The organism is Aneurinibacillus migulanus (assembly GCF_001274715.1).
GTDB classification, from domain to species: Bacteria; Bacillota; Bacilli; order Aneurinibacillales; family Aneurinibacillaceae; genus Aneurinibacillus; species Aneurinibacillus migulanus.
This window is the reverse complement of record NZ_LGUG01000004.1, coordinates 4,290,840-4,316,761: the sequence shown is the minus strand read 5'-3', so window position 1 is coordinate 4,316,761 and position 25,922 is coordinate 4,290,840. Positions and strand designations below refer to the sequence as shown.

The 25,922-nt window shown below is 37.4% G+C and carries 23 protein-coding genes, 1 pseudogene and 1 riboswitch; of the genes and pseudogenes, 16 read left to right on the top strand and 8 right to left on the bottom strand.

The window, feature by feature from the left end:
- The first annotated feature begins 738 nt into the window (after window positions 1–738).
- From AF333_RS22490 to AF333_RS22480, 4 genes are all read left to right on the top strand, one after another.
- Window positions 739–3,900, top strand: a complete 3,162-nt coding sequence (locus AF333_RS22490) for a 7TM diverse intracellular signaling domain-containing protein (protein WP_043069056.1) — start codon at window positions 739–741, stop codon at window positions 3,898–3,900.
- A 30-nt stretch (window positions 3,901–3,930) separates the two neighbouring features.
- Complete coding sequence (locus tag AF333_RS36175) at window positions 3,931–4,110, top strand: hypothetical protein (protein ID WP_235496874.1); 180 nt, start codon at window positions 3,931–3,933, stop codon at window positions 4,108–4,110.
- A gap of 472 nt (window positions 4,111–4,582) precedes the next feature.
- A complete protein-coding gene (locus AF333_RS22485; RefSeq protein WP_407638691.1) occupies window positions 4,583–5,047 on the top strand; it encodes a GNAT family N-acetyltransferase in 465 nt (154 codons plus the stop codon).
- Window positions 5,048–5,189: 142 nt separating this feature from the next.
- On the top strand, window positions 5,190–5,993 hold the full coding sequence (locus AF333_RS22480; RefSeq protein WP_139189076.1) for an MBL fold metallo-hydrolase: 804 nt from the start codon (window positions 5,190–5,192) through the stop codon (window positions 5,991–5,993).
- Between the two features lie 563 nt (window positions 5,994–6,556).
- Here the strand turns inward: AF333_RS22480 and AF333_RS36170 are convergent.
- Window positions 6,557–6,730, bottom strand: coding sequence for a hypothetical protein (locus AF333_RS36170; RefSeq protein WP_235496863.1), 174 nt, complete (start codon window positions 6,728–6,730; stop codon window positions 6,557–6,559).
- Window positions 6,731–6,968: 238 nt separating this feature from the next.
- Between AF333_RS36170 and AF333_RS22470 the strand changes: the two genes are divergently transcribed.
- Together AF333_RS22470 and AF333_RS22465 are read left to right on the top strand one after the other, a co-directional pair.
- A complete protein-coding gene (locus tag AF333_RS22470; RefSeq protein WP_043069096.1) occupies window positions 6,969–8,027 on the top strand; it encodes an NAD(P)/FAD-dependent oxidoreductase in 1,059 nt (352 codons plus the stop codon).
- Window positions 8,028–8,257: 230 nt separating this feature from the next.
- Window positions 8,258–8,464, top strand: a riboswitch (cobalamin riboswitch).
- A 187-nt stretch (window positions 8,465–8,651) separates the two neighbouring features.
- A complete protein-coding gene (locus tag AF333_RS22465; RefSeq protein WP_043069052.1) occupies window positions 8,652–9,671 on the top strand; it encodes an ABC transporter substrate-binding protein in 1,020 nt (339 codons plus the stop codon).
- Between the two features lie 55 nt (window positions 9,672–9,726).
- Here AF333_RS22465 and AF333_RS36165 read toward each other — a convergent pair whose 3' ends face one another.
- The 3 genes from AF333_RS36165 to AF333_RS22455 all read right to left on the bottom strand — a co-directional run bounded on the left by AF333_RS36165 (window position 9,727) and on the right by AF333_RS22455 (window position 12,508).
- Entirely contained in the window at window positions 9,727–9,879 is a 153-nt protein-coding gene (locus AF333_RS36165; RefSeq protein ID WP_235496859.1) for a hypothetical protein, read from the bottom strand.
- Window positions 9,880–10,286: 407 nt separating this feature from the next.
- Entirely contained in the window at window positions 10,287–11,558 is a 1,272-nt protein-coding gene (locus tag AF333_RS22460) for an MFS transporter (protein WP_043069051.1), read from the bottom strand.
- A 35-nt stretch (window positions 11,559–11,593) separates the two neighbouring features.
- Entirely contained in the window at window positions 11,594–12,508 is a 915-nt protein-coding gene (locus AF333_RS22455; RefSeq protein ID WP_043069050.1) for a bifunctional helix-turn-helix transcriptional regulator/GNAT family N-acetyltransferase, read from the bottom strand.
- 459 nt (window positions 12,509–12,967) lie between these two features.
- On the opposite strand from AF333_RS22455, the gene AF333_RS22450 reads away from it, so the two are divergent.
- The 4 genes from AF333_RS22450 to AF333_RS36160 all read left to right on the top strand — a co-directional run bounded on the left by AF333_RS22450 (window position 12,968) and on the right by AF333_RS36160 (window position 15,171).
- A complete protein-coding gene (locus tag AF333_RS22450) occupies window positions 12,968–13,348 on the top strand; it encodes a GntR family transcriptional regulator (protein WP_043069049.1) in 381 nt (126 codons plus the stop codon).
- A complete protein-coding gene (locus AF333_RS22445) occupies window positions 13,348–14,202 on the top strand; it encodes an ABC transporter ATP-binding protein (protein WP_043069048.1) in 855 nt (284 codons plus the stop codon). Before AF333_RS22450 ends, AF333_RS22445 begins: the two co-directional genes overlap by 1 nt.
- 2 nt (window positions 14,203–14,204) lie before the next feature.
- On the top strand, window positions 14,205–14,855 hold the full coding sequence (locus AF333_RS22440) for an ABC-2 transporter permease (RefSeq protein ID WP_043069047.1): 651 nt from the start codon (window positions 14,205–14,207) through the stop codon (window positions 14,853–14,855).
- Between the two features lie 136 nt (window positions 14,856–14,991).
- Window positions 14,992–15,171, top strand: coding sequence for a hypothetical protein (locus AF333_RS36160; protein ID WP_235496857.1), 180 nt, complete (start codon window positions 14,992–14,994; stop codon window positions 15,169–15,171).
- A gap of 19 nt (window positions 15,172–15,190) precedes the next feature.
- On the opposite strand, the gene AF333_RS22435 is transcribed toward AF333_RS36160, so the two are convergent.
- Together AF333_RS22435 and AF333_RS22430 are read right to left on the bottom strand one after the other, a co-directional pair.
- Window positions 15,191–15,490 carry a hypothetical protein gene (locus tag AF333_RS22435; protein WP_043069046.1) on the bottom strand — a complete coding sequence of 100 codons (300 nt, stop codon included), beginning with the start codon at window positions 15,488–15,490 and terminating at the stop codon, window positions 15,191–15,193.
- Window positions 15,490–15,693, bottom strand: coding sequence for a helix-turn-helix transcriptional regulator (locus AF333_RS22430; RefSeq protein ID WP_043069045.1), 204 nt, complete (start codon window positions 15,691–15,693; stop codon window positions 15,490–15,492). The genes AF333_RS22435 and AF333_RS22430 overlap by 1 nt, the downstream gene beginning before the upstream one ends.
- A 592-nt stretch (window positions 15,694–16,285) precedes the next feature.
- Between AF333_RS22430 and AF333_RS22425 the strand changes: the two genes are divergently transcribed.
- From AF333_RS22425 to AF333_RS22415, 3 genes are all read left to right on the top strand, one after another.
- Window positions 16,286–16,768, top strand: a complete 483-nt coding sequence (locus tag AF333_RS22425; RefSeq protein ID WP_043069044.1) for a DUF2975 domain-containing protein — start codon at window positions 16,286–16,288, stop codon at window positions 16,766–16,768.
- A gap of 10 nt (window positions 16,769–16,778) precedes the next feature.
- Window positions 16,779–17,000 carry a helix-turn-helix domain-containing protein gene (locus AF333_RS22420; RefSeq protein WP_003181209.1) on the top strand — a complete coding sequence of 74 codons (222 nt, stop codon included), beginning with the start codon at window positions 16,779–16,781 and terminating at the stop codon, window positions 16,998–17,000.
- A gap of 138 nt (window positions 17,001–17,138) precedes the next feature.
- The gene (locus AF333_RS22415) at window positions 17,139–17,930 is read left to right on the top strand and encodes a DUF817 domain-containing protein (RefSeq protein ID WP_043069043.1); all 792 of its coding nucleotides are present in this window, start codon (window positions 17,139–17,141) and stop codon (window positions 17,928–17,930) included.
- Window positions 17,931–18,349: 419 nt separating this feature from the next.
- Here the strand turns inward: AF333_RS22415 and AF333_RS22410 are convergent, their stop codons facing one another.
- On the bottom strand, window positions 18,350–19,102 hold the full coding sequence (locus AF333_RS22410; RefSeq protein ID WP_043069042.1) for an alpha/beta fold hydrolase: 753 nt from the start codon (window positions 19,100–19,102) through the stop codon (window positions 18,350–18,352).
- A 139-nt stretch (window positions 19,103–19,241) separates the two neighbouring features.
- On the bottom strand, window positions 19,242–19,772 hold the full coding sequence (locus AF333_RS22405; protein ID WP_052812420.1) for a helix-turn-helix domain-containing protein: 531 nt from the start codon (window positions 19,770–19,772) through the stop codon (window positions 19,242–19,244).
- Between the two features lie 447 nt (window positions 19,773–20,219).
- Here AF333_RS22405 and AF333_RS22400 point away from each other — a divergent pair, with 447 nt between their 5' ends.
- From AF333_RS22400 to AF333_RS22390, 3 genes and pseudogenes are all read left to right on the top strand, one after another.
- Window positions 20,220–21,509, top strand: coding sequence for an IS110 family RNA-guided transposase (locus AF333_RS22400; RefSeq protein WP_053432767.1), 1,290 nt, complete (start codon window positions 20,220–20,222; stop codon window positions 21,507–21,509).
- Between the two features lie 560 nt (window positions 21,510–22,069).
- Complete coding sequence (locus AF333_RS22395; RefSeq protein ID WP_053432766.1) at window positions 22,070–25,186, top strand: hybrid sensor histidine kinase/response regulator; 3,117 nt, start codon at window positions 22,070–22,072, stop codon at window positions 25,184–25,186.
- Between the two features lie 537 nt (window positions 25,187–25,723).
- A pseudogene (locus AF333_RS22390) lies at window positions 25,724–25,918 on the top strand (transposase); the annotation flags it as partial.
- Between the last annotated feature and the right edge of the window lie 4 nt (window positions 25,919–25,922).

The following is a 25,922-nucleotide window of genomic DNA, read 5'->3' as shown; positions in this document are numbered from 1 at the left end:
GTCTGGAAACGGCACATTCGCAGTACAAGCCCAACCCAGCCTGGGTTTAACATTTACGAAGCATTACATTTCATTTGGAACATTTACAGAGGGAGAAGTGCTAGACATAGTACAAATGACTAAGTTTGCAGAACTCAAGTTTGATCCAGGTGTCTATTCAATCACAGCTATATAAATTACACTTGATATTTTGACAGGGTAGCGTGAACACATGGACAATTAAATCCACGAATCAAGTTAATAAAGAATTGATAGCAGCACGGGCAAATAATCCGACTGCCCAACGACTTTTATAGACGTGCAGGAGGTTCCCCTTTTGTTAAAGTTAGCAGAAGGGTTTTAGTTTTAACAGAATAACAAGTTGATGATGTAGCAGCTGATGTATGGAACTGGGCAAATCAGCAACCGTATAACCCTGGAAGAAAGCCACATAAACTTAGTGGTAATTTAAAGGGATTATGTAGGATTTTATAAATGGTCCTTATGTCTTTGTATTGCTTCAAGAATCTACTACTATAACGATAGTACGGGTAGGTGACTATCATTAAAATAGTAATATATTAATCGACAAATTAGGTAGGCCGTCCAAACAGGGCGGCTCCATTTTTATTTTTTGTTCATTAAGTCGTTATACAGAATATAAAAAACAATGGGATTATTGAGTAAAAGTAGGAAGGGAAAAACAAGTAAAAAGGATAAAATGAAGATAGATCCATAGGGGGGAAAGGAGTTGAAACAATGAGAAAAGCAATGTATATGATTATATTTTTCCTGTTTTTTCTTTTTTCCTTTCCTTTGTTTGCCAAAGCAGAAAGAATCGTTACACTTGATTCTACTAAAGAACGGTATGAATTGGCACCGTATATCGATATTCTTGAGGATAAAGAAAAAATGTGGACTATTACCCAGATAAGTTCTGAGGCATTTTCTGCTAAATTTTCTCCTAACCGTCAAACGTACCCGAACTTCGGATATGTTTCGTCTGCTTATTGGGTTCGCATTCATATGAACAACCGTTCTGTAGACCATGAATGGTGGCTAGAAATTAATGCCCCTCACATAGACCGCATCACACTTTATACACCTACTCCCGTCGGAATTTTTACGGCTAAGACAGCTGGCGATATTCTTCCGTTGCAGGATAGAGATATTAAGCATCGAAACGTCGTTTTTGTAGTTCATCCTGAACAAATGAAAAATGAAACGCTCTATCTGCGTATCGAAACGGAAGGGGCCATGCAATTTCCGCTTTTATTATGGAAACCACAGGCGTTCGCAAAGGCAAATCAATCAGAATTTTTTATCATAGGAATGGCCTCAGGTATTTTACTTGCAATCGCTATATACAATTTGTTTTTATTCTTTTTCCTTCGTATGAGGGAGTATCTTTATTATGTTTTATTTGTTTTTTCTTCTCTGTTTATGCAATTGGCTTATAACGGTATTGGTTATGAGTATATATGGACAAACTTTTCTTGGTGGAATAATATAGCTATCGTATTTTTTATGGCTTGTAGTATTATTTGGGGTACTTTATCTGCACGAAATTTTTTGAATATACAGATGTATGCTCCAAGAATAAATCGACTACTGATCGGCTCAACACTCGCTGGAATAATGACCTTATTTATCCTCCCATTCAGTTATAAGATTGCACTTCGGTTTGTAATGGGAGCTACAGGAGCTGTGACTATTATTGTTATTAGTGCCGGGGTATTATGCTGGCTAAAAGGATACAAGCCGGCCCGCTATTATTTAATGGCCTGGCTATCGTTTTTAATTTGTTCCTCATTATCTGCCATGGCTGATATAGGTTATTTTGTCGGTGCCGATTGGACCAGATATGCCTTTCAGTTTGGTTCATTGGTGGAAGCACTTTTACTATCGTTTGCTCTAGCTGATAAGATTAATCTGATACGTAAGGAAAAAGAGCAGGCAGAGGCCGAAGCAAAAAGAAATCAACAGGTAACGCTTGAAAGCCTGCGTAGACTCGATGAGCTCAAGGACGAATTTTTGACGACCACTTCGCATGAATTACGGACACCGCTCAATGGAATGATTGGTATTACTGATTCATTGCTCGATGGGGCGGCTGGGCCGATTTCGGAACAAATGCGAAAAAATTTATCTATGATTAGTACAAGTGCAAGCAGACTTTCAAAGCTCGTGAATGACATGCTTGATGTCTCACAATTAAAAAATCATGTAATGGTTTTGTATCGTAAGCCGATTCGTATACAGGATGTAACAAGAGCAGTATTGGAATTTTCAAGGTATCTTGCACAGGATAAGCCGCTGGATTTTCGAAGTCACATACATGACTCGTTCCCTCCTGTATACGGAGACGAGAATCGGATTCAGCAAATTTTACATAATCTTGTTGGAAATGCGGTCAAGTTTACAGAGTCAGGCAGCATTGAAGTAGCAGCAGAAGTAGAAGGAGTATACGCAAAAATTTTTGTGCGGGATACAGGCATAGGCATACCAGAAGAAAAATTAGAGACTATTTTTAAGGAATTCGAGCAGGGAGACTCGGAAATACGCCGCCGTTTTGGAGGAAACGGATTAGGATTAAGCATTACAAAGGAACTAATAGAGATGCATGGTGGCATCATTAAGACAACTTCTAGGCCTGGTGATGGGGCGGAATTTATTTTTACCTTACCATTGGCTGAAAAGGCAGAACAGGAAGTATTGATTCCTTCTACAAAAGTTTACTATGAGGAAATAGCGACAACAGTAACACAGGAAGTTATTCCTTATACGACTGCAACGGAAAATGTACGAGGGAATATTCTGATTGTGGATGATGAGCCGGTAAACCTACAGGTGCTGATTAATCATCTTGTACTAGCAGGATATAAAGTGAGTACCAGGAAGGATGGGGAAGAGGCCATTCAGGTATTTGAGGAACGGGGCGGCTTCGATTTGGTGATTCTGGATATTATGATGCCAAAACTCTCAGGATATGAAATATGCCGCCTACTACGACAGCACCATTCGCTTACAGAACTTCCGATTCTAATTTTGACAGCCAAGAATCAACCCGAAGATATTATGGCCGCCTTTGAGGTTGGGGCTAATGACTACCTTGCTAAGCCTTTCGACAAGAGGGAGCTTTTGGCTCGGGTTTATACGCTTCTTTCGCTACGCAGGGCGATGCAAGAAATAAAAGACCATGCCAGAGAACTGGAACGGCTGAATACGGAGCTAAGCCAATTCAACGAGAAGTTAGAATGTAAAATAAAGGAACGCACGAGAGAACTCGAACAAGTGCACTGGAAAAATGCTGAAGCATTGGCTGAAAAATCGGTGCTCAAAGAGAGAAATCGAATTGCCGGTGAAATTCATGATATTGTAGGGCATTCATTAACAACGACAATCATTCAGCTTGAGGCAGGTAAACGACTACTAACGAAAAATCCGTCACTTGTATTAGAGAAGCTAGAACTTGCTCAACAACTTATACGTAAAGGATTGGATGAAATTCGTCGATCCGTCAAAACGTTGCGGAGCGAAGAGATTGATTATCCTTTTGGCCCGAGTCTTATTCAATTACTACAAGAAACAGAAAAGCATACGGGCGTGACCATAAATTATCAAATTTCTCCGCTGCCTGAATTGACTGCTTTACAAAAGAAGGCGTTATATCATGCATTACAGGAAGGATTAACAAACGGAATTCGTCATGGGAAAAGTACGAGTTTTACATTTTTTTTGTGTCAGGAAGACGAAATCTTGCTTTTTGTGCTTCAAGATAACGGACATGGTAGTGAGCAACCAATATTTGGATTTGGCCTTTCTACTATGCGTGAGCGGATTGAAGAGGTAGGTGGGACTCTCTCTGTGCATGCTAGGCGGGAAGAAGGATACCGGATTGATATTGTCCTTCCTTTATAAGAGGTGAGATGTTTTTTATATACATCTGATTTGATAAATCGACAAATGTTTATGGTGGGAGGTAAGAAAAGAAGGAAGGGCGGTGGGCGGGAGCGGTCGGAAAAAAACACGTTGGCCTTTCTTTGTCGGATCGCAGGGCGCATCCAATCTCTTCTTTTTTCCGAATCGCCTACTTCCAACCACGCTATCCTGTCAAAATATCAAGTGTAATTTATATAGGAAAGGAGAATAACAATGAGTAAAAGGAAAACTGGATTCCAATTCCTGGATTAGCTTTACTTGCTCTTGGAATTTCCAGCTCCGTACTAGCTATTCAGGACCATACATCTAGCAGTACTGAAGCCAGCTTTGTACAAAATAATGAAGAACAAGCTAAAGATCCCTATACGGATGCTTTTCATAAAAAAACATTAAACAACTTAAATTTTCATTCTTACATGTGAATCGGTTTGGAATTTAGGAATGTAATCATAGCACCCCGCTCGTTAACTGACCTGGATACGTTAAGGAACCAGACTTTCTGTAGCCTAACGCCCTCTATAGTTTAATAAGCTACAGTTAGTGAAAACTGTACATAAAAACATGCCAAAATAAAATACGGTACATACGTTCCCTTTTTGTGATATGATAAAATAGATAATATTAAAAAATTAAGGGAGGGGATTGTTTGGGAAATGTAAGTATAGTTAAGTTAGAACATTTTGAAGATAAATTTTTAAATGAATTAGAGAATTTTGATCTTCCTAAAGAGCAAATTCAATTTTCTGCACTTCCAAAAGATATTTTAAATACAACAGATGGGCAGTATCGCATTGTCATAACTAACAATGGACAAGCAGTTGGGTTCTTCCTTTTACATACAACAGATAAGGTTAAAAATTACTCAAGCAATCCAAATGCGTTGCTTTTGACTGCTTTAACCGTCGACCATAAGTACCAAGGGAAAGGATTTGCAAAGAAAGGAATGCTCGCATTACCACATTTCGTGAAAGAATTTTTCCCTTCTTATAATGAAATAGTTTTAGTTGTAAATGAAAAGAATTTTCATGCTCAAGCTTTATATAAAAAAGTGGGATTTAATGATACAGGAGAAAGAAAAATTGGACCAATTGGAAAGCAAATTCTGATGAGTCTGTCTATCGAATAATTTTATGCAACCGTCTAATTAATTGGACGGTTTTTTATTTAACATACCGTCCGCCTAAACTGTGTTCTTGTTAAGCTAACAGGATAGGATAGCACTAAAAGCATTGTTTATTCTAAAGGATGCATGATTTACAACACAGGAAATTGACAGAAACACATACGCAATAAGTGAATATGGACATTGGGAAAAAGTACATTCGTTTTTACTAATAGGTGAGGAGAAAGCTGCTCTAATTGATACGGGTCTTGGAATTGATAATATTAAAAGAATAACCGATCAATTAACCGATTTACCGATTTTTGTTCTGACAACTCATGTCCATGTGGATCATATTGGAAATCACGGGCAATTTGAAGAAATTTATGTTCATGAAGGTGATGCAGATTGGTTAATTAATGGTATCAAGGGATTAACGATTGAACAAATAAGAAAAGATATTGCCAGAGATATAACAAAACCTACTCCAGAAACATTTGATCCCGAGATTTACAATCCTTATCAAGGAGACCCGACTGGGTTATTGCAAGATGGTGATGTGTTTGACTTGGGGAACAGAAAATTAATTATACTTCATACCCCAGGGCATTCTCCAGGCCACATATGTATTTACGACGAGACAAACGGATATTTATTTACTGGAGATTTGCTTTATGATGAAACCCCTATATATGCCTTTTATCCCTCAACTAACCCTGTTGATTTAATAAATTCCTTGGAAAGAATATCAGGAATCAGCAATATTAAAAAGATTTATGGTTCGCATAATACTTTAGGTCTTGAACCATTCATTTTGCAAGAAGTAAAAAACGCTGTCAAAGAACTTAGAGAAAAAGACCTCGTAAAGTTTGGAACAGGAATTCATAAATTTAAAGGTTTTAGTATACAATTTGGCCTTTCTTCTGCCGGATCGCAGGGCGCATCAAGCCAAGATAATTTCATATCATAAAGTGAAATTATCAGCTATTACTTTCTATAAAACACGGTAGAAAGGATAGTGTTTTTTGTTTTGGGAGTACTGGAGAATTTTATCTTAAGGGCGACGTGATAGGATTCCAACTATTGTAAAAGGATGTTTTGAACAAACATGCTCTTTTCTTTTGCTCGTTTATAAAGGTTTAATAGCCTTATTTTGCTTAAACTTTATATCTTAAAGTTACAATATCAAGTAATCAAAAATAATTCACCTTAATTTCAGAAAAGAATTGATTGTGACACCTCCTTAAATTTGGTACAATATCAATTGTTATTGATAATCAATATCAATTGATATTGTGGATGACATAGAGAAATAAAAAGTAAAAGCACTATTTAGAATACGGTTGGCGTAGTGAAGAGCAAGCATGCGTATATACTGGATCTGTTCGCATTTGCTGAAGGTGCGCTCCTTGCTAAGGAATATGGAATTGATCTTGTCGTGAAGAAAATATGAGTCCATGCCGTTACAAGCAGAAACAATTCGACTTATTCACCTTACGGTTATACATATGTATTCATTTATATAAGTTATGGTTAATATTTTGACATGGTAGCGTGGTTGGAAGTAGGAGAGATGGAGAAAGAAGAGGGTGGATATGCCCTGCGCCCCGGCAGAAAAAAGGCGGACGTGTCTTTTTCCGCCCGCTCCCGCCCGCCGCCCTTCCTTCTTTTCTTATCTCTCACCACAAGAATTTGTCGATTTATCAAATCAGATGTATATAGTTTGGAATATTTCGTTAGAATCAAACTGGATTATCTTTTCATGTCCATCAGTGAAGATGCAGTGCTGAGGGAACTGAAATGACACAATTGGTTGGTGGATTATTGTCGTTTCTGTCATTGGCTCACCGTATTTCTTATATTTTCTTACAAAGTCCAAAACATAGTAATAGCGTTTGAAAATGTAAATTGTATTGAATTTATTATATGAAAAGAGGGATGCATGGTGAATTTAGAACAATTGTATGATGTAACGATTATTGGTGGTGGCCCAGCAGGACTTTTTTCTGCTTTCTATAGCGGTTTGAGGGAAATGAAAACAAAAATTATTGAATTTCAACCTTTTTTAGGCGGGAAAGTGCATGTTTATCCGGAGAAGATGATCTGGGATGTAGGGGGGCTGACACCAGTTCCGGGAGAGCAGTTAATTAATCAAATGGTTCAACAAGGACTAACATTCGAACCTGAAGTGGTTTTAGGTGAGAAAGTAACATCGATTGACAAAAATGAAGAAGGGCTTTTTATTGTACAGACTGCTTCACACCAAAAGCATTTTTCAAAGACAGTCATTTTGGCTATTGGCGGAGGTATTTTAAAGCCAATGAAGTTGGAAATTGAAGGTGCAGAACGCTTTGAGATTACTAATTTACATTACACAGTAAAGTCATTGGAACGCTTTAAAGGGAAGACCGTTCTTATTTCGGGTGGTGGTAATGCCGCTGTTGATTGGGCGAATGAATTGGAACCGATTGCGAAAAAAGTGTACTTAACGTATCGAAAAGATATGTTAAAAGGACATGAAGCAGAAATTTCCCGTCTTTTTAACAGTTCCGTTGAATGTTTATTGAATACATCGATTCAAAAACTTATTGCTGGAAGTGACCATGAAAGCATTGAAGAAGTAGAGTTGATTAGCAGTGAGAATGGAAAGACGATTCGGTTATCTGTCGATGAAGTAATCATTAATCATGGCTATGAACGCGATAATGAATTGACGTCAAATAGTAATTTGAATATCGAAATGGCAGAGGGATTTGGCGTTGCAGGTAGCCCGATGAGTGAAACATCTGTGCCTGGCCTCTATGCGGCAGGGGATATTTTAAATCATGAAGGAAAGCTTCATTTAATTGCAGGAGCGTTCCAGGACGCGGCAAATGCCGTGAATAAAGCGAAGCAATTTATTATGCCAGAATCAAGTGAGACGGGAAAAGTCTCTTCACATAATGAAATTTTCAGGGAGAAGAATCGAGAATTGGTGAAGCATTTATATGCCATGAAAAACTGACTTAGCAAAGCGATAGTTGAATTTGGATTTGCAATAACGTTGTACTACCTTACCCTTTGAATACGATTATTCAAAGGTTTTTTTATAGTAAGCATTTTGTAAAATAGCTATTTTCATCGAAGGTGATTCTATATTTATTTGGAGGTATATATTTTTCTTGTTATTGTCAAAGCCAGTACAAAATTGTAATGTTATTGTTAAGTGGTTTCTATAAACCCACTTTTAAAAATTATATACATAGCTATTCAGGTGTCTATTTTAATAGGCTTAATAGGGAACTTGGTGAAAATCCAAGACTGCCCCCGCAACTGTAAATGTGGACGAAATGACATATAGACCACTGCATAATTGGCGCTCGATAGAGTAGTAATTATGTGGGAAGGGTCAAAGTAGGGTGAAGCATGAGTCAGGAGACCTGCCTGAATTTCTATTTTCAAATCTCCGGGGAGGTGTTTGAAAGGGCGGAAGATGACTATGCTTAGATATTGTTATAATTGAGTTGTGTCTCTAGTAACGTGTATATCAAGCCCTTCTTATTCTGGAAGGGCTTTTTTGTATGTGATTTATTAAGTTAGCGGTCATATGACCTTTCAATTTTATGATAAGGAAAAATGGAGGAGGAAAATGAAAAAGACCTATTGTTTAGCTATCGTTTGGTTATGTTTTTTGATGATGGTGGCACTAACGGCCTGTGGTCAATCAAGTGAAAAAGAAATATTATCAGGGGAGCAGAAAAACGAAGCGGAAATGTTAAAAGGCTATGAATCGGTAACAATAAAAACTAAGGATCGAACTATTCAGTTTAATGAGATGCCTAAAAGGGTTGTAACGTTTGATATACATCCAGCAGAAATTATGCTAGAACTTGGATTAGAAGAATACATGGTCGGTACGGCTGCAAATCCTGATGATATTTTACCCAAATATAGAGAGGTGTATTCCAAAATTCCTGTTCTTTCTCGAGGTTTATACCCTTCCAAAGAAGCATTCTTGGCTGTAAATCCTGATTTTGTCTACTCGGGTTGGGACAGCACCTTTCAGGAAGATCGTATAGGTACAGTGGACCAACTAAACGAATTAGGGATAAAAGCTTATTCGCATCAGTCATCAAACATTGTAGGTCCCACGCTTGAAGATGTATATCAGGATATTCGCAAAATCGGGCATATCTTTAAAGTAGAAGACAGATCGGAAAAGCTTATTGAATCACTTAACAATTCAATTAACGATGTAAGGCAGAGGATTGAGAGACGGATTGGTACAGTAGAAGACCCACTCCGTGTGTTTGTGTATGATAGTGGAGAAGGTGTACCATTTACAGCTACTCAGACAATTTTGACCGAATTGATTAAGATGGCAGGTGGTAAAAATATATTTGATGATATTGAGAAAAATTGGACAACAGTTACTTGGGAAGAAGTTGTACAACGGAATCCGGAAGTGATTGTAATTATGGACTATGGGGATACGACAGTTGAGCAAAAGAAACAAGTTCTTTTTAACAAACCTGCTTTAGCTGATGTAGATGCGATTAAAAATAAGCGCATTGTAGTCATGCCGCTCGATTATACCTTTGAGGGAGTACGTATTCCGATCGCCTTAGAAAAGCTTGCGAAGTTCTTTTATCCCGAAGTATTTAAATAAGTGTTTCACAAAATAACTATTTTCACTGAAGATAAAATTGACTAAAGGGGTTCCGCTACATGCCCATCAAGTTAACTAAATTATACCAAGGGTGTTGATTATCCAGTATCATCCAGAGTGTATGGTTACCACAACGAGCCCTAAACGGGCGTCGGTTCCTCTCCCGCTCCGAAACACCCAGATTGCCGGTCCGGCCTTTGCGCCACAAAGCGGCTGTGTTCTCTCCTTGCGGGAAAAAGACGAGGGAACACGTCTACACGTGCACCTTCTTTCTTCCATCTTATGGATAATCAACAGGTGTGAAATTATACAACTGTACAATGACCGACTAAAACAATTATCTACTAAGAAGATTATATTCGAGGTTGATGAGGGGCCCCCGCCAACAAAATGCGGAAAGCATACAAAACAAGACTATATGGCTTTCTTCTGCCGGATCGCAGGGCACATCCAACCTCTTCTTTTTTCTGAATCTCCTCCTTGCAACCACATTCCCCTGTCAAAATATCAAGTGTAATTTATATAGGTAGGGTGACTCAAAATTCTTTCCTATGTAAACAATTGTTAATTTTTAGAGAAGTGCCAGGAACATGACTGAGCGAACCTTGTTTTTTGTTAATTGTATGAAATTGATTGAGACTCAGCTTCCAAATCTTTTTTTATTTTATTAGGTTCAGGAAGTAAAAGATTAAAAATTGCTGCTCCCACCAAAATGATAATTGAGAAATAAAAGGAAAGATTATAGTTACCAATGTTGCTATACAGTAAGCCTGGTACATAGGCTCCTAGTGCTGACCCTATTTGGTGACTAAGGAATAACCAGCCAATGATAAAACCAACTGAATACTGTTTAAAATATTGTGTTGCCAGTAATTGTGTAGGAGCAACGGTTGCAAAATCAACCAAACCAAATAGTATAGCAAAAATAATTAATAGAGTAGGATTGTAGTTGTATAATAGAATAATCAGCGATAATGCACGTGTAATGTATAAAAAGAAAAGCATTTTTCGACTGCTCCAACGATCTGCTAGCACACCGGAAATTAATATGCCTACAATATTAAAACCAGCTAATATACTTACTGCCGCACTGGTCACACTCGTTGGAACCCCACACAACTGGGCAAATGGAATAAGGTGTGTATCCATTAAGCCTGTAGTGGTAAAACCACAAATGCCAAATGGTAAAATTAAGAACCAAAATTGTCGCTTACGAAAAACTTCCCAAATTGAAAAGTTTGTGTTTGTACCTTGCTGTTCAATTGTACTTTCTTCTTTATTATTCCCTCCAATAGGCAGCATTCCTTTTTCATTAGGATGGTTCCGTAAGAATAACAGTACAATAGGAAACACAATAATCATTAAAAAGCTTCCCAAGATCACAACGGTCCATTTCCAATCAATCCATTGAATTAATAATAAAGATCCGGGTACAAGCAGCATTTGTCCAGCTCCAAATCCTGCTTCCACAATCCCTAAAGCAAGTCCTCTTTTTTCATTAAACCAATTCGTGACGACAACTGTTGCAGCTACGTTTGACGCTCCACCAACCCCAATCGATACAAATATGCCATATAGAATAAACAACTGCCATGGATGATGGACAAAAGCAGTTAATAAAATACTAATTGCCACTAAAAAAGTACTGGCAGAAAGAATCAAGCGAGCACCAAATTTATCAACAAGCTTTCCTATTATTGGTTGAGAAAGTCCATAAACAATAAAGCTTAGTGTGGAAATAAGCGATACTGTTCCTCTGTCCATTGAAAAATCCTTTTCCCAAGGTTCAACAAAAGCCCCAAAAGAAAGACGAACGCCTTGAACAGCCAAAAGAGATAAAAACGTGATAAATAAAATAACCCAAGCATAGTGTAGTTTTACCTTCATAAATCCTCCTAAACTATAAACGCATCCGTTTCCCTTTATAATTTTAAATCCCAACATTCTTCGGTAAGATTTTGTCCCCACAATAACTTTTCTTTCTTAACCTCAGTAATTTCAAATCCAAATTTTTTATATAGTGGGCGAGCTGTAGACATACTACTTACAGTCCAAAGGAATATACGTTCATATTTTTTTTCTTTACAATAATCAACTAGGGTCTGAAGCAACTGAGTACCGATCCCTTCTTTACGAAATGCTGACTCTACAAGGAACCACCGAAGCTGGACTGTTTTTTCATTATGTTTTACTAGTCCAATGCAACCTACAAATTTCCCACCGCTTTCAGCTATCCAGATTTTTTCAATTTCTGCATCGAAGGTCTCATAAAGGTAGTCTAAGAAGGTTTCATCCCAACCGTATGTATCTGCAAAAAATGCCCTTTGTTTTTCAATGATAATCTTTATATCTTCGGAGAGATAATAATCCCTTATGGAAACTACTGATTCTTTGTGGTGAAGGTGTTGAGACAAAATACATTCAATGGTTTTCATTGAGTCTATAAGTTCTTTTTGATTTTTATCGTCTATATCTTTCAAAATATACTCAACTTGATGATTTGCTTTTTCCTCTAGCTTTTTATAAATGCTTATTCCTGATGTCGTTAAATAGACAAAATGATTACGGCCATCTTCCTCGCATTTCTGTTTATAGATTATATTTTCTTTTTCAAATCGTTTTATAATTCTACTAACATATCCGCGATCTAAACCTAAACTCTCTTGCAACATCTTTGCTGTACAATTGTCTGTATTATAAATTTCAAACAAAATACGAGTTTCTGTTAACGAAAAAGGGCTGTCATATATATGTTCATTAAGAAAACCGAGAACATTAGTATAAAAACGATTAAATTTTCTGAATTCACATGTGCATGAATTTATATTGTTTTTCATATTAGGAATTATCCCCTTTCTCAGAATAGTTGACTTTATCAATTATATTGAATCATACAGAAAATGATTGATTTAGTCAACTTTTTTATATGGATGTATCCGATATTTTGTATGCTAAGTATTCAAGAGAAAAATTTAATTTATAGGGGCAGGCACCTTCCAAAATGGTTGTTACCTTACTTGAAAAGTTCTTTGATTTTGGGAATTTATGATTATTTATTGAGAAAGCACAAGTACCTTAAACGTCTGTTTATAGTACTTCCTTTATTAAACTAAAGTGGGATGGTGGAGTATAAAAACAAATCGATCCGTAAATAAGCTCTTTATAATAATTGAGTAATACATTTACTTTTTCTTGATATTAAACAAATAGTGAATTGAAATTAAGACGAAATAATTGTATATTATGTATATAGTGTGTATTGATAACATATACAGTTAAATAAAAGAGGTTTTTTCATGAAAATAATTATTAAAAATAGTTCCGAACAACCTTTATATCAACAAATAAAGGATCAAATTAAGGGTGGAATTCTTCGACAGGAATTAAAAGAAGGTGAAAAACTTCCTTCCATTCGTTCATTAGCAAATGATTTACATGTTAGTGTTCTTACAACAAAAAGAGTATATGACGAGTTAGAAAAAGAAGGCTTTATTGTAACTACCGTTGGAAAAGGTTCCTTTGTAGCATCAGAAAACTTAGAAATGTTATCGGAATCTAAACGGCATATGATAGAAAAAAAACTCTCAGAGGTATGGCAAATGTCTAAAACTCTAGGAATAAACAAAGAAGAACTTTACTTAATGATGGATATAATTTTTGCAGAGGATGATGAATGATGAAAGCAGTTTTAGAAGTTAATAACTTAAAGAAAGAGTTAGATAATTTCAGTTTAGATAAAGTGGATTTTTCAATAAAAGAAGGTTGTATAACGGGTTTCATTGGGATTAATGGCTCCGGGAAAACAACAACTATAAAAACAATACTTGGACTCTATCCCAAAGACAATGGTAGCATTAGTGTTTTTGGAAAAGAGATAGAAAAAAATGAATACATAGTAAAGAATCGTATTGGGGTAGTTTTAGATGAAGGTTATTTTTATGAAGAGATGACATTAAAAGAAATGAAGAGTGTTATTGCCCCTGCATATACGAATTGGGATGAATCTGTTTTTTTAAACTACATCAATCGATTTCATTTGAAACTAAATCAGAAAATCGCAGCCTTATCGAAAGGTATGCGAATGAAATTTGCCCTTGCATTAGCTCTTTCTCACCATGCTGATTTATTAATAATGGACGAACCAACAAGTGGGCTTGATCCATTAATTCGCAATGAGTTAATGGAAATACTTTTAGATTTTATGGAAGAAGAGGGGAAGAGTGTATTCTTTTCTACTCATATTACTTCTGATTTAGATAAAGTAGCAGACATGCTTATATTAATTGACAAAGGCAGAATTGTACTCAACGAGAGTAAAGATGAACTATTAGATAGACACGCTTTGGTGAAAGGGGATAATCGTTTAATTAATAAACACACAAGCAAATTATTTTTAAGTTTACGTCAAACAGCAGTTGGTTTTGAAGGAATTACCGATAAACTAGACGTAGTATATGAACAAATGAACGATTGTCTAATAGAAAGGCCATCTATTGAAAGTGTAATGTTAGCCTATGTAAAGGAGAGATAAAAATGTTATTTCATCTTGTCAAAAAAGATTTGATTCTGGCAAAAAAATATCTATTGGTTATGCTTATTTTTGCAGTTGTAGCACCTATCTTTTTCTATTCAAAATTAAGATTTAGTAACGGTAGCTTTGCAAGCTTTCTTATTACTGTTTTATTTATGGAATATATTTTGTTTAATATGGTTTCGATGCAAGAGGATAAATACGGAGGATCCGCACTTCTTTGTACAACCCCATATACTCGAAATGGTGTCATTAAAGCAAAATACCTATATGTGCTTGTGATTTTTATTGGGTGCTTTCTTTTATATAACCTTGCAACAGCAATTGGTTCATCTATAGGTTTGGCAAGATTAAATACTTATAGTGTAGGAATAGCCCTTTTGATCATTTCTGTTTTTTTCGGAATACTAATTCCTATTCAAACTAAATTTGGTTATGAAAAAACCAAGTATATCTTTTTTATTTTAATCTTTTTAACTCCATTTATACTACCTGCTATTATTGAATGGTATCAATCTACTAATTTTAATATCAATTTTAGCTTATCACTACCTCAAACAGTAAAAGTTTGGATGCCTTTTGTTATATCTATTTTAATTGGCTTAATCTCAATGATTATATCAATCCGAATCTTTTCAAAGAAAAACTTATAACCCCTTCTTTTGAGGTGAATATGAATGAAAATAATTATATTTGTATTCCTTTTTGTATTCTTTATGTTTGTGATTAAAAGAATTAGGGATAAATAAGAGATTCATAATTAATTTCTTATTTATATATACATCTGATTTGATACATCGACAAATTCTTGTGGTGAGAGGGAAGAAAAGAAGGAAGGGCGGTGGGCGGGAGCGGTTGGAAAAAGACACGTTTGTCTTTCTTCTGCTGGAGCGCAGGGCGCATCCAACCTCTTCTTTTTCTGAATCGCCTCCTTCCAACCACGCTACCCTGTCAAAATATCAAGTGTAATTTATATAGTGAACAGTTTTTATACTTTCCGAACAATAGCCAAATAAATGGATGATGCTATACTTTGAATAAAAAACACAAGCATTACATAATAAATAAAATATTCCTTATCTATTAACTTAAATATTGCTACTAATGCTACTCCAGCTAATATACCAACCGTTAGAACAGTATAAGATAATGATTTAATTTTCAAGATGAACATTTGACCTCTCTCATCTTGTGACTCCATCCGACGTTCAAATGTAATTTTGTAAATTTCTGCAATAAACACCAATACTACTAACACACAAATTACAATCGTAGTAATATTAACCATTATTCACCCTCCTCATATTTAAATACATCAGTTATCTCTTTCTCAAGTGAATTAGCAATTTTGAAAGCTAAAATCAAAGAAGGGTTATATTTATTTTTTTCTAAAGCTACTATAGTTTGTCGACTGACACCAACCGCATCTGCTAATTGTTGTTGCGTCCATCTTTTTTCAGCTCTTCCTACCGCTATATTATTTTCAAGCATGTCATTCCTCTCTTCTATTATATAGTTATATTAACTTAATAGTAATATATTTTTTACAAAAAGTAAAAAATATATTGCAATAAACCGAATAATACATTATATGTTTCACCGAAAAAACGTGAAAAGTGTAAGTAACGATTGTGAAATACTGTAAAATCCCTAATAATGCCGTTTTCAAATTACCAAAAAATAACAGATGATTGTTTTGAAACTTTTACATCACGGAGTGGAGAAACGATGGTCAAGATTGGTGTTGGTTTAAAATAAAGTTGCGCTGTTTATAAAAAGTCGTATCGTTTTGAAGAAAGTTTAACTGTTTGTAAAAAAGATGAACCGAAATATCTTATTTTACTAAAGGAGAATTTCCATTTTTTATTGCACTAATGGGGGCAGGTTAGTTGCACAAGTTATAAATTGAATGTTTAAAGTTATAGAGCATTTCCTTGTAATGAGGAATGCTTTTTATTTTGTCTAAAATTAAGAGGATAATTATATAACAATAATAATATGACTTAAATCGATAAGGTTTTATTGTGAAACGATAAAATTCATGTTAATATCATATTGACAATAAATAAGTGAGGTGCTTTTTATGAAACGAGGTTCAACACTATTTTTAAAGATAGCTGTTATTCTTATTGGAATTCCAGTTCTTGCTTTGTGCATATTTTTAGTGCCTGGGATAGCGAATTATGCAGCAGAATTGTATCCAGATTTTGCTTATATGAAATATCTCCTTTTAATCGATTTGTATGCAGCGGCGATACCTTTTTACTTTGCTCTGTATCAAGCTTTTAAACTTTTAAGCTATATTGATAAGAACGAAGCTTTCTCGGAATTATCTGTAAGATCTTTAAAAAATATAAAATACTGTGCAATCACAATCAGTATCTTGTATGTGGTAGGCATGCCACTCTTTTATCTCATAGCGGAGATAGACGACGCCCCGGGTATCATATTAATCGGATTGGTCATTATTTTTGCTTCAATGGTGATTGCAGTCTTTGCTGCTGTTCTCCAAAGACTTTTACAAGAAGCTATTAATATAAAATCAGAAAATGATTTAACGGTCTGAGGTGAATAACATGGCAATAATAATCAATATTGATGTGATGCTGGCGAAAAGGAAAATGAGCGTAACAGAACTTTCGGAGAAGGTTGGAATCACGATGGCGAATCTTTCTATATTGAAAAATGGAAAGGCAAAAGCGATTCGATTATCCACTTTAGAGGCAATTTGTAAGGCTTTAGAATGTCAACCCGGAGATATTTTAGAATACCGAAGTGATGAAGACACCCAAGATTAATAAAGTAGGTATATTTAACATTGAAAGGAAAAGAAAGCTATTTGACGGTGAACCTATGGACATAACCCTAAATCTATTTAGCTACTATACTAAGCAGGACTTACATATATTCAGAAAAAACCTTTGGAGGCACAAATCATGAGAGCACTAAAACAACTCGTTCGTTTTGGTTGGGAGCAGGCCCTATCATGTTTGTTTCCTGTCGTTATTTTTGCCTCTTTGGCTTTTACACAAATCATGCCACTTCCCTTCCTACCACGGTATGACTGGCTGCTCATCATCTGCCTTTTGATGCAGTGGTGGATGGTGCGTTCTGGGCTTGAAACACAGGATGAGCTAAAGGTTATCACATTGTTCCACCTTATTGGACTTGCTCTTGAACTTTTCAAGGTACATATGGGCTCCTGGTCTTATCCAGAGGAAGGATATTTCAAAATTTTTGGAGTGCCTTTGTATAGTGGATTCATGTACGCAAGTGTAGCGAGTTATCTTTGCCAGGCGTGGAGGAGGTTAAAGGTTGAACTGGTTAAGTGGCCACCGTTTTTGGTAGTTGTACCTCTTGCATCTGCGATTTATTTGAATTTTTTCACCCACCATTATTGGATTGACGTTCGTTGGTGGTTATCTGGACTTGTAATTATCGTCTTTTGGCAATCATGGGTCACATACGAGGTTGATGGAACTCGTTACCGTATGCCACTCGCACTTTCTTTTGTGCTCATCGGATTTTTTATATGGATAGCCGAAAATATCGCAACGTTCTTTGGAGCTTGGAAATATCCAAACCAAATCGATGCATGGAGTCTCGTTCATCTAGGAAAGATGAGTTCATGGCTCTTATTAGTGATTGTTAGCTTTCTTATAGTAGCGACGTTAAAGCAGGTTAAGGGAAAAAGTTCCACTAGGATGGACACTAGTCAATTTTTATAACTGTTAAGAACTCTCTTTTAAAAAAGTCGGATCCTTAGCATAGTAAGGAATTCGACTTTTTTAGGTTGAAGTTCTCCTAGCGTACAAAATTCTGAATAAGATAAATTGGAAAAAGCAACATTCGAATTGTTGCTTTTTCTTTATAAATAGCTTTTGATCATACTGCCGGAATATATTTATTAGGGGTTCTCGTGGTAATATTCATTTAAACTATAGAGTGCTAATGTTCAACAAAACATACCCTAGAATGATCAAACTTTATTTCAAAGCTACAATACTATCCCATATTACAGGGGTAAAGGTAGCATACGTTTGCCACTCGGGATAAAAATGATATATCCCTACCTCCGAGGAAGTGGCTCGGTTCATTAAAATAGCAGAAGTCGTGTTCAATATTACCTTTACCCCAAGTAGTTATCCTATTCTTTAACTTCTTCTAGTGTATTCTTAATAATATCAACAACATTCTGGGGCCGATCAATGTGAAGTGCATGACCAGCATCTTCAATAATAATTTGTTTACTGTTTGTAGATAAGCGTGTAAGATCCCTTTGGAATAACTGCCAAGCAGCAAAAGATTCAGGTGTATGATAAGATAATAAACCTGCGCTAACAACAACAAGAGGAATATTTCCTAATGACTTACAATTGCGAACCTGCTCTAAACTATCTTCAAACTCATTCAAAGGACCCTCGCTGCCTTCAGCGGAAAACTGACCGAAGTAACCTGCTTTGACTTCTTCACTAAATAAAGGTGCCATAATTTTGTTTTGATCCTCATGAGAAGAATCTAAAAGAATGACTGCTGCTACTTCCTCAGGATATGTGTGGGCATATAATCTAACATTTGCCCCTCCAAATGAATGTCCTACCAACAAATAAGGTGGTTTAACATTTGCTTTTTGAAGTAAGGTATGAAGATTTTGAACAGATTGCTTGCTATCCTGAGGTCTCCCGTCCTTTTCACTTTCACCAATACCTGCTCTATCATAAACAAATATCTTTGCAAATTTAGAAACTTCATCTTTAATAGATTGCCAGTAACTTGATGGGCAACCATATCCAGATTCAAATACGATTGTAGGATTTTCGTTTTCTACTCCAAAATGTTCATAATACATTTTGATACCGCCAATATCCTGTTTTTGGCCAAATTTAATCGTTTCATTCATATCAAAAACCTCCAAATTTATAAATTATTATACCTTTTTGTACGTAACCTGTATTATCATTAACAAAGTAATAAAGGAGTACGAAAATGAAAGTGGTACTTAAATCACCAACACTGATTCTTTATAAAGTTCAAACTATCTAGTCAGAACTTGGGATAAATATTGTTGCTAAGGAGATTGATTGTCTGTCAGTGGAAGGTTTCTTGCTAGCAAACTCCTTCATTAAAGCGTAGTAACGATGAAAAAAATCATTCTTTTCTTCTTCAGATAAATGTAGGGAGGTTATCCCATAACTAAACCCGTCGTCCTTATAGTTTTCAGCATCACGATTTAACAAATATCGTTGCATTTCCCCTAAAAGATGGGCATGATAGGTCATAAAAAATCGAAGGTGTTCATCTTGGGAATAAACGGAAAACTCCTGCCTAGAGAGTTGGAGATTATCTTCGATCACACTGTAAATCTTTTCGGTTGTGCCTTTTACCTGCCTTTCCTCACTGGCTTTGACAAGGTCTGCGTCAGTCAAGGTACTTAGTTGGCGATACATCGTTGCTTGTGGCACATCGCCGAGTTTGTTAATTAATTGATACACCGTCATTTTCTCTTCTAATAATGCTTGCACAATACGCATTCGAACGGGATGCAGCAGTATATCTGCTTTGTTTTTCAAATGTACAACCTCCTATGTTATTATCATTATCGATAATGATAATAACATAAATAGAAGAAATTAAGCAATACTGTTACGTTAATAGGAATTTCAATACGATTAAATAGATTTTTTCTGAAAAGTGAAAGATTTATCAGAAAAACGTTCCTTCTTCGAATTTGCTTATAGGGGTAGTGACAAGGTAGTTGCTCTATTATTTCCAATAAAAGCAAAACTTCATTGGCATCTCTCTGACGTCAATTTAGGGTAATTTATTATGATACAGTATTCAGTTCGTTGTGTCACTAACGGGCAAGTTGAGCAATTATAAGTAATAATGGGGTAGAATAATTGCATAAGGAGCATTCCTGTAATAAATGAAAATGCGATTGGATAAAAAAAGTACCTCCTGTTAACATACAGGGTGTCGTTGGCCACGACCCCGAAATAACAGAGGAGGTACTCACTATGAATGATAGCCAAAATCAACGCATTTCTCAAATTACAGACTCCACTTTGATTGTAGGTGTAGACATCGCAAAGCACAACCATGTGGCACGAGCGCAGGATGACCGAGGACTGATGTATGGGAAAGCTTTTTCCTTCAGAAGTACACGCCAGGGATTCCAAGCTTTTTGTCGCTGGATAGAAAGCCTGAAAGCGGAATATCAAAAAACAAAAGTGTTTGTTGGAATGGAACCTACCGGACACTACTGGATGACGTTGGCTGCTTTCTTACGAAACCGCCAGGTTTCTGTTGTTGTTGTAAACCCGATGCATGTGAAAAAGTCGAAAGAGTTGGATGACAATTCACCAACGAAGAACGATCCGAAGGATGCACGCGTGATTGCGCAACTCGTCAAAGATGGAAGGTACTCTGTACCTTATCTTCCGATCGGTGACTATGCTGAGTTACGGGAGGCTGTAAAAATACGAGACCACATCTCTTGCGAGATTCAGCGCATCCAGGCGAAAGTGCATAACTGGCTGGATCGTTATTTTCCTGAGTTCTTACAGGTATTCACAAGTTGGGAAGGCAAGGCGGCTCTTGAGACATTGAATCACTTTCCACTGCCTCAAGACATTATCGAGGCAGGTGCGACCCAGATTCTGACTACATGGCAGAAAAAGATCAAAAGAGGGTTACGCCCGAAGCGTGCCATGGAGTTAGTAGAACAGGCGAAGCATTCAGTAGGATTATGTGAAGGGATAAACATGGCTCGACTTGAACTGCAAACATTGCTTGCAACGTATGAGTTAAAGCAGCAACAACTTGAACAAGTGATGAAGGAAATTGAAGACGTGCTTACAAACATTCCCGGTGTTGAATACATTCTCACCATTCCTGGCATGGGAATCGCCACATTAGCGGGCTTTTTCGCAGAGGTGGGAGACTTATCTCGGTATCAGCATCCTCGTCAGATTCAAAAGCTGGCTGGCCTGAACCTGAAAGAAAATCGTTCAGGCAAACATCGAGGAAAAACCCGGATTTCCAAGCGAGGGAGGCCAAAGCTGCGTGCGCTTTTGTATAAAGTGATTCGACCGTTGGTCGCTAAAAACTCAGTTTTTAAGGCGCTGCACATGTATTATACGACCCGACAACAGAATCCACTTTGCAAGCAACAGTCATTAGTTGCCCTGTGTTGCCGTCTGCTTCGGATTATATTTGTGCTGGCACGTAAACAAGTCGCTTATGACATGGAAAAGATGATGAAAGATACACCTTTATGTAATCGAGTACAACATCTCGTTGAGTAAATGATTCTATTGTCTATTTTTTATGTGTTGATTCTTATCTGATATCTCGAGAAAAAACGAAGCACGGAGAAGCCGGAATTATTTTTTCCATGCGGGCATTGACCCTGAAAAGGAGCATCTCTGGCCTCCACCTCATGGACAGGTTGAACGAAGGAAAGTAGGGACATATGATCCTAAGAGACATGGGAGGGTATACCACCATGAGTCCTGTGGAGATCCAATGTGCAACCATATTTTTCAAAAAAAGGCCGTAGGTCTTTGATGGCCTACATCCCCTACTTCCAATATTTTAAAAAGTTTCAAATGTCTAACTGAAGCTTCGTTTATAAAAATCAAGATATTGTAAGAATACATGAGTATTCATAAGAAAAACTTTAATTCATAGAGGGAGGAATAGTGTTTTTTTCGTTTTAGGGGTATTTATTGCTCCTATCTTGATGGCGATATGTTGCAATCGCTTGCTACCTTTCTTAGCTACTGTTGATACATTACCAGGGTCCCTTCTTTTTAGATTTTTACAGAAAAAGGAGTTTCGAAGATTGTATCGAAATTAATATTTTATGATATGGATACGTAATTATACTATTTTAAAACAAATTACAATTATTATGGTATTTCTCTCTATTTTTCTTAGTCTCCGATGGAGTTGGTTTACGATTCTTGCTACGCCGGAACATCCTGGTGCGGCTCGAGGTGTACTTGATATGCGCGGCTGGAACTTCGAAAATTCCGGCTCCATTCCATTGGATGGTGAATGGGAATTTTACCCTAAGGCATTCATCTCGCATGAAGACACGACGAGCTCAGCTATTCACCAGCCACATTATGTTCAAGTTCCAGGAGATTGGCGCAGCGCCTTATCGAAAGAATCGAACTCATCGTTTGGCTACGGAACGTATCGACTGCGCATTTTGGTCGATCAGCCACTAAACCAACCCTATACGTTCTGGATCCAACAAATTCAGGCATCTTCCATTGTTGAAATTAATGGTGAGACGGCAGCGGTATTCGGATTACCCACAGAGCAAGCCCAAACATACAGGCCAAGGGCCGTCTCTTATACCGCATCCTATACGGCAGACAATGTGAAGGAAATCGAGCTGCTTGTGCGTGTAGCCAATTTCGATCATCCGCTAAAAGGTGGCATTATCAAGTCCATTCGTCTGGGTTCCCAAGCTGCCATTGACACTGAACGCTGGTATTCCATCGGCTTTCAACTTGCAACCTTCATCATACTACTGCTGCATGGTTTATACGCTATCCTATTGTATGTGTTCGGTCCACGGCAAAAGTCATTTCTTATATTCTTTCTGTTGCTAGTGTTTTCTAGCCTTTCTATCGTGTCTGATCATGATAGCTTGCTATTACTTTGGTTGCCGTTGGATTATACCTGGGCTTTAAAAATCAAGGTACTCTCCTACATAGGGCTGTCCTTTTTTAGTCTGGCACTGGCTAGAAGCTTTTCTGAACATGTAACAGGCACCCGGTTGTTCTATTCGTACATTATTGTGTTGGGCCTCTACTCGGCATTTCTATTGATTGCACCGGCACCACTTATTTATTATTCAATTGCAGCCAAAGTGTTCTCTTTTCTTTATTTGTTCCCTTTGGCCTGGTTCGTCTATCTGATCGGTAACATGTTTATTAGAAATCAACCGGATTCTGTCTTTCTGCTATTAGGTGCTACAAGTATTGTATCTAGTGTTGTGTGGGGTGTGTTCAATTATAATATAGAGATGACCAGGGTCTACTATCCCATCGATATTATCGCGGCGATTATCGGCTTTTCGGCTTACGGTTTTAAACGGTATTTCCGCAATTCCGAGGAAAACGTCAAGCTTAACGAGCAGTTGAGAAAGGCTGACAAACTGAAGGACCAATTTCTCGCCAATACGTCACACGAACTGAGAACGCCGCTACATGCCATTATGAATATCGCTCAGACCGTTGCGGTGAAAGAGCAACAAACAATGGATGGAAAAAGCTTCAAAGATATGGAGCTACTTATCACAATCAGCCGCCGGATGTCGCATATGCTTGATGATTTGCTCGACGTCGTGCGGCTGCAGGACAATCTTATTATGCTTCAGAAGGAGCCCTTGCTCATTCAATCCGTCGCTTCTGGTGTCATCGGCATGCTCCAATTTATGACTAACGGCAAACCCGTTCAGCTGAAAATAGAGATTGCAGAATCCATGCCGCCTGTTTTGGCAGATGAAAAAAGACTTGTACAAATTTTATTTAATTTACTGCATAACGCGCTTAAATACACCAATGAAGGAATCATTACTGTGTCCGCTGAGCTCCGGAACGGACATGCTGTCATCCATGTATTCGACACCGGCTCCGGCATGGATGAAGAAACACTGGCTCGCATATTTTTGCCCTATGAGCAAGGGCCTCATGGAATAAGCAATGGCTCAGGAATCGGCCTCGGCCTAAGCATATGCAAGCAGTTGGTGGAACTGCATGGTGGTGAACTGACAGCTCATTCTGAACTGGGTAAGGGTTCCGTATTCAGTTTTATGCTTCCGTTGGCCACCCCATCCGATCTTTCACCTTTTCAAAACCTGCCTCCTCAACAGCTTGATGCAAGTGAGGAGGTAGCAGTCAGTTTAAGCTTTTCGGATGCGTTAACTAGCGCATGGCCCTTGCAATTCCCGTTATCATCCTTTACTGACGGGAAAATGAACATCCTGGCTGTTGATGACGATCCTGTTAACCTGAAGGTGCTCGTCAGCATCCTATCGACGGAGTCGTACAACATCAGGTCAGTCACATCAGCCCGAGAAGCCCTGGAATTGCTTGGTACAGAGCGATGGGATTTACTGATTACCGATGTTATGATGCCACATATGTCCGGCTACGAGCTAACACGGAGGGTAAGGGAACGTTTCTCTCTCTCGGAGCTTCCGGTTTTGCTGCTGACGGCACGTAGTCAGCCTACAGACATCTACGCCGGATTTTTATCCGGAGCCAACGATTATGTCACCAAACCCGTTGACGCTCTGGAACTAAAATCCCGTATTTGGTCGTTAACAACATTAAAGCAATCCGTCCATGAACGATTACGCATGGAGGCAGCCTATCTACAGGCGCAAATTCATCCTCACTTCCTGTTCAACACGCTAAACTCAATTATGGCGTTAGGTGACATTGATACAGAGAAGATGCGCAGACTTGGTGATGCTTTTGCATCTTATTTACGGGTCAGCTTTGATTTCCTGAACTCGGGGGAACTGGTCACACTTTCTCATGAACTAGAGCTTGTCAGTGCCTATCTATATATTGAAAAGGAGCGATTCGGAGAGAGGCTATCCGTCATATGGGAGGTTGATCCAAGCATTGATGTATTTCTTCCTCCACTTACGATCCAGCCGCTGATTGAAAACGCCGTTAAACACGGTATTCTTAGTCAAGTCAAGGGCGGTACAGTTCAACTTCGAATTACCCGTCAGAATGGTTCCACACTTTTTGAAGTAAGGGACGACGGCCAAGGTATGGAGCAAGAAAAGGTTCAGCAAATATTAGATCTGAGGATGAGAGACAAAAGTGGCATTGGACTGTCTAATACGAATCGACGTCTGACGCAAATGTACGGTAAAGGCCTGTCCATCCATAGCAAACTAGGCGAAGGTACAACAGTGTCATTCATCATTCCAAACCCAGATCAGTAAAAAAAGTATGGAAGAATCATACATATACATTCTTCAATGGCCCTTTGTGAAAGGGCGCTTAGCTCATCATCAAGTTAAGAAGACAAGCTACCTTTAATGTGTAATGATAATAAAGTTATTTAGTTTTAGCTTAAAAACACAGGAGCCTTCTGTCATTCAAATAGACAGGAGGCTACTAAAGTTATTTAAAATCTGAATAATATTGTAACAACTTATTATTTTGGCATTTTAAAGGACTTGGGGAAATGAATACTGTAGCTTTGAAATAAAGTTTGAGCAAAAGTCCCTATCGAATCATCACATTATGTCAAAATAAAAAAATCCATTTTAAAAAAAGATTGATTAAAATGGATTCCTTTTCAGCAGATTTAAGGTTGAATTTTATAATAAAGTTTAATCATTTATAGTATGAGCGTTTTGCATAATTTTCGTCCTTAGAGCCGCAAGGCTTTTTTAGTCACAAAAAAGGACTTCACCCCAACTTGTAGAAGAATACAGATAACCAAGCCCATTCCACTAACGAAGAAGAAGTCTACTGTGTATATTCTACAAGAAACCCTATTTTTCTTTGAAGAATGGCTAAAACTTGAATTAAAAGAGCGGTTAGAACTCTTTTTTTCTTCTTTGGACTTACGTCCATATGCAAGAAAGTTGAAAAGTCGTACCCCACAAGGAGCACCAGGATATTGTCGTGAAGCGATTCTGCAGGCGTTTCTTGCTGCACCTATGGAATGTA

What these genes read in the sequence shown, in the direction of transcription:
- AF333_RS22435 (WP_043069046.1), bottom strand. Translation starts at nt 15,490, where the DNA reads ATGGTTAATATTACTACGATTGTAATTTGTGTGTTAGTAGTATTGGTG.
- AF333_RS22395 (WP_053432766.1), top strand. Translation starts at nt 22,070, where the DNA reads ATGATATGGATACGTAATTATACTATTTTAAAACAAATTACAATTATT.
- AF333_RS22400 (WP_053432767.1), top strand. Translation starts at nt 20,220, where the DNA reads ATGAATGATAGCCAAAATCAACGCATTTCTCAAATTACAGACTCCACT.
- AF333_RS22490 (WP_043069056.1), top strand. Translation starts at nt 739, where the DNA reads ATGAGAAAAGCAATGTATATGATTATATTTTTCCTGTTTTTTCTTTTT.
- AF333_RS22455 (WP_043069050.1), bottom strand. Translation starts at nt 12,508, where the DNA reads ATGAAAAACAATATAAATTCATGCACATGTGAATTCAGAAAATTTAAT.
- AF333_RS22430 (WP_043069045.1), bottom strand. Translation starts at nt 15,693, where the DNA reads ATGCTTGAAAATAATATAGCGGTAGGAAGAGCTGAAAAAAGATGGACG.
- AF333_RS22440 (WP_043069047.1), top strand. Translation starts at nt 14,205, where the DNA reads ATGTTATTTCATCTTGTCAAAAAAGATTTGATTCTGGCAAAAAAATAT.
- AF333_RS22415 (WP_043069043.1), top strand. Translation starts at nt 17,139, where the DNA reads ATGAGAGCACTAAAACAACTCGTTCGTTTTGGTTGGGAGCAGGCCCTA.
- AF333_RS22465 (WP_043069052.1), top strand. Translation starts at nt 8,652, where the DNA reads ATGAAAAAGACCTATTGTTTAGCTATCGTTTGGTTATGTTTTTTGATG.
- AF333_RS22425 (WP_043069044.1), top strand. Translation starts at nt 16,286, where the DNA reads ATGAAACGAGGTTCAACACTATTTTTAAAGATAGCTGTTATTCTTATT.
- AF333_RS22445 (WP_043069048.1), top strand. Translation starts at nt 13,348, where the DNA reads ATGAAAGCAGTTTTAGAAGTTAATAACTTAAAGAAAGAGTTAGATAAT.
- AF333_RS22460 (WP_043069051.1), bottom strand. Translation starts at nt 11,558, where the DNA reads ATGAAGGTAAAACTACACTATGCTTGGGTTATTTTATTTATCACGTTT.
- AF333_RS22420 (WP_003181209.1), top strand. Translation starts at nt 16,779, where the DNA reads ATGGCAATAATAATCAATATTGATGTGATGCTGGCGAAAAGGAAAATG.
- AF333_RS22410 (WP_043069042.1), bottom strand. Translation starts at nt 19,102, where the DNA reads ATGAATGAAACGATTAAATTTGGCCAAAAACAGGATATTGGCGGTATC.
- AF333_RS22450 (WP_043069049.1), top strand. Translation starts at nt 12,968, where the DNA reads ATGAAAATAATTATTAAAAATAGTTCCGAACAACCTTTATATCAACAA.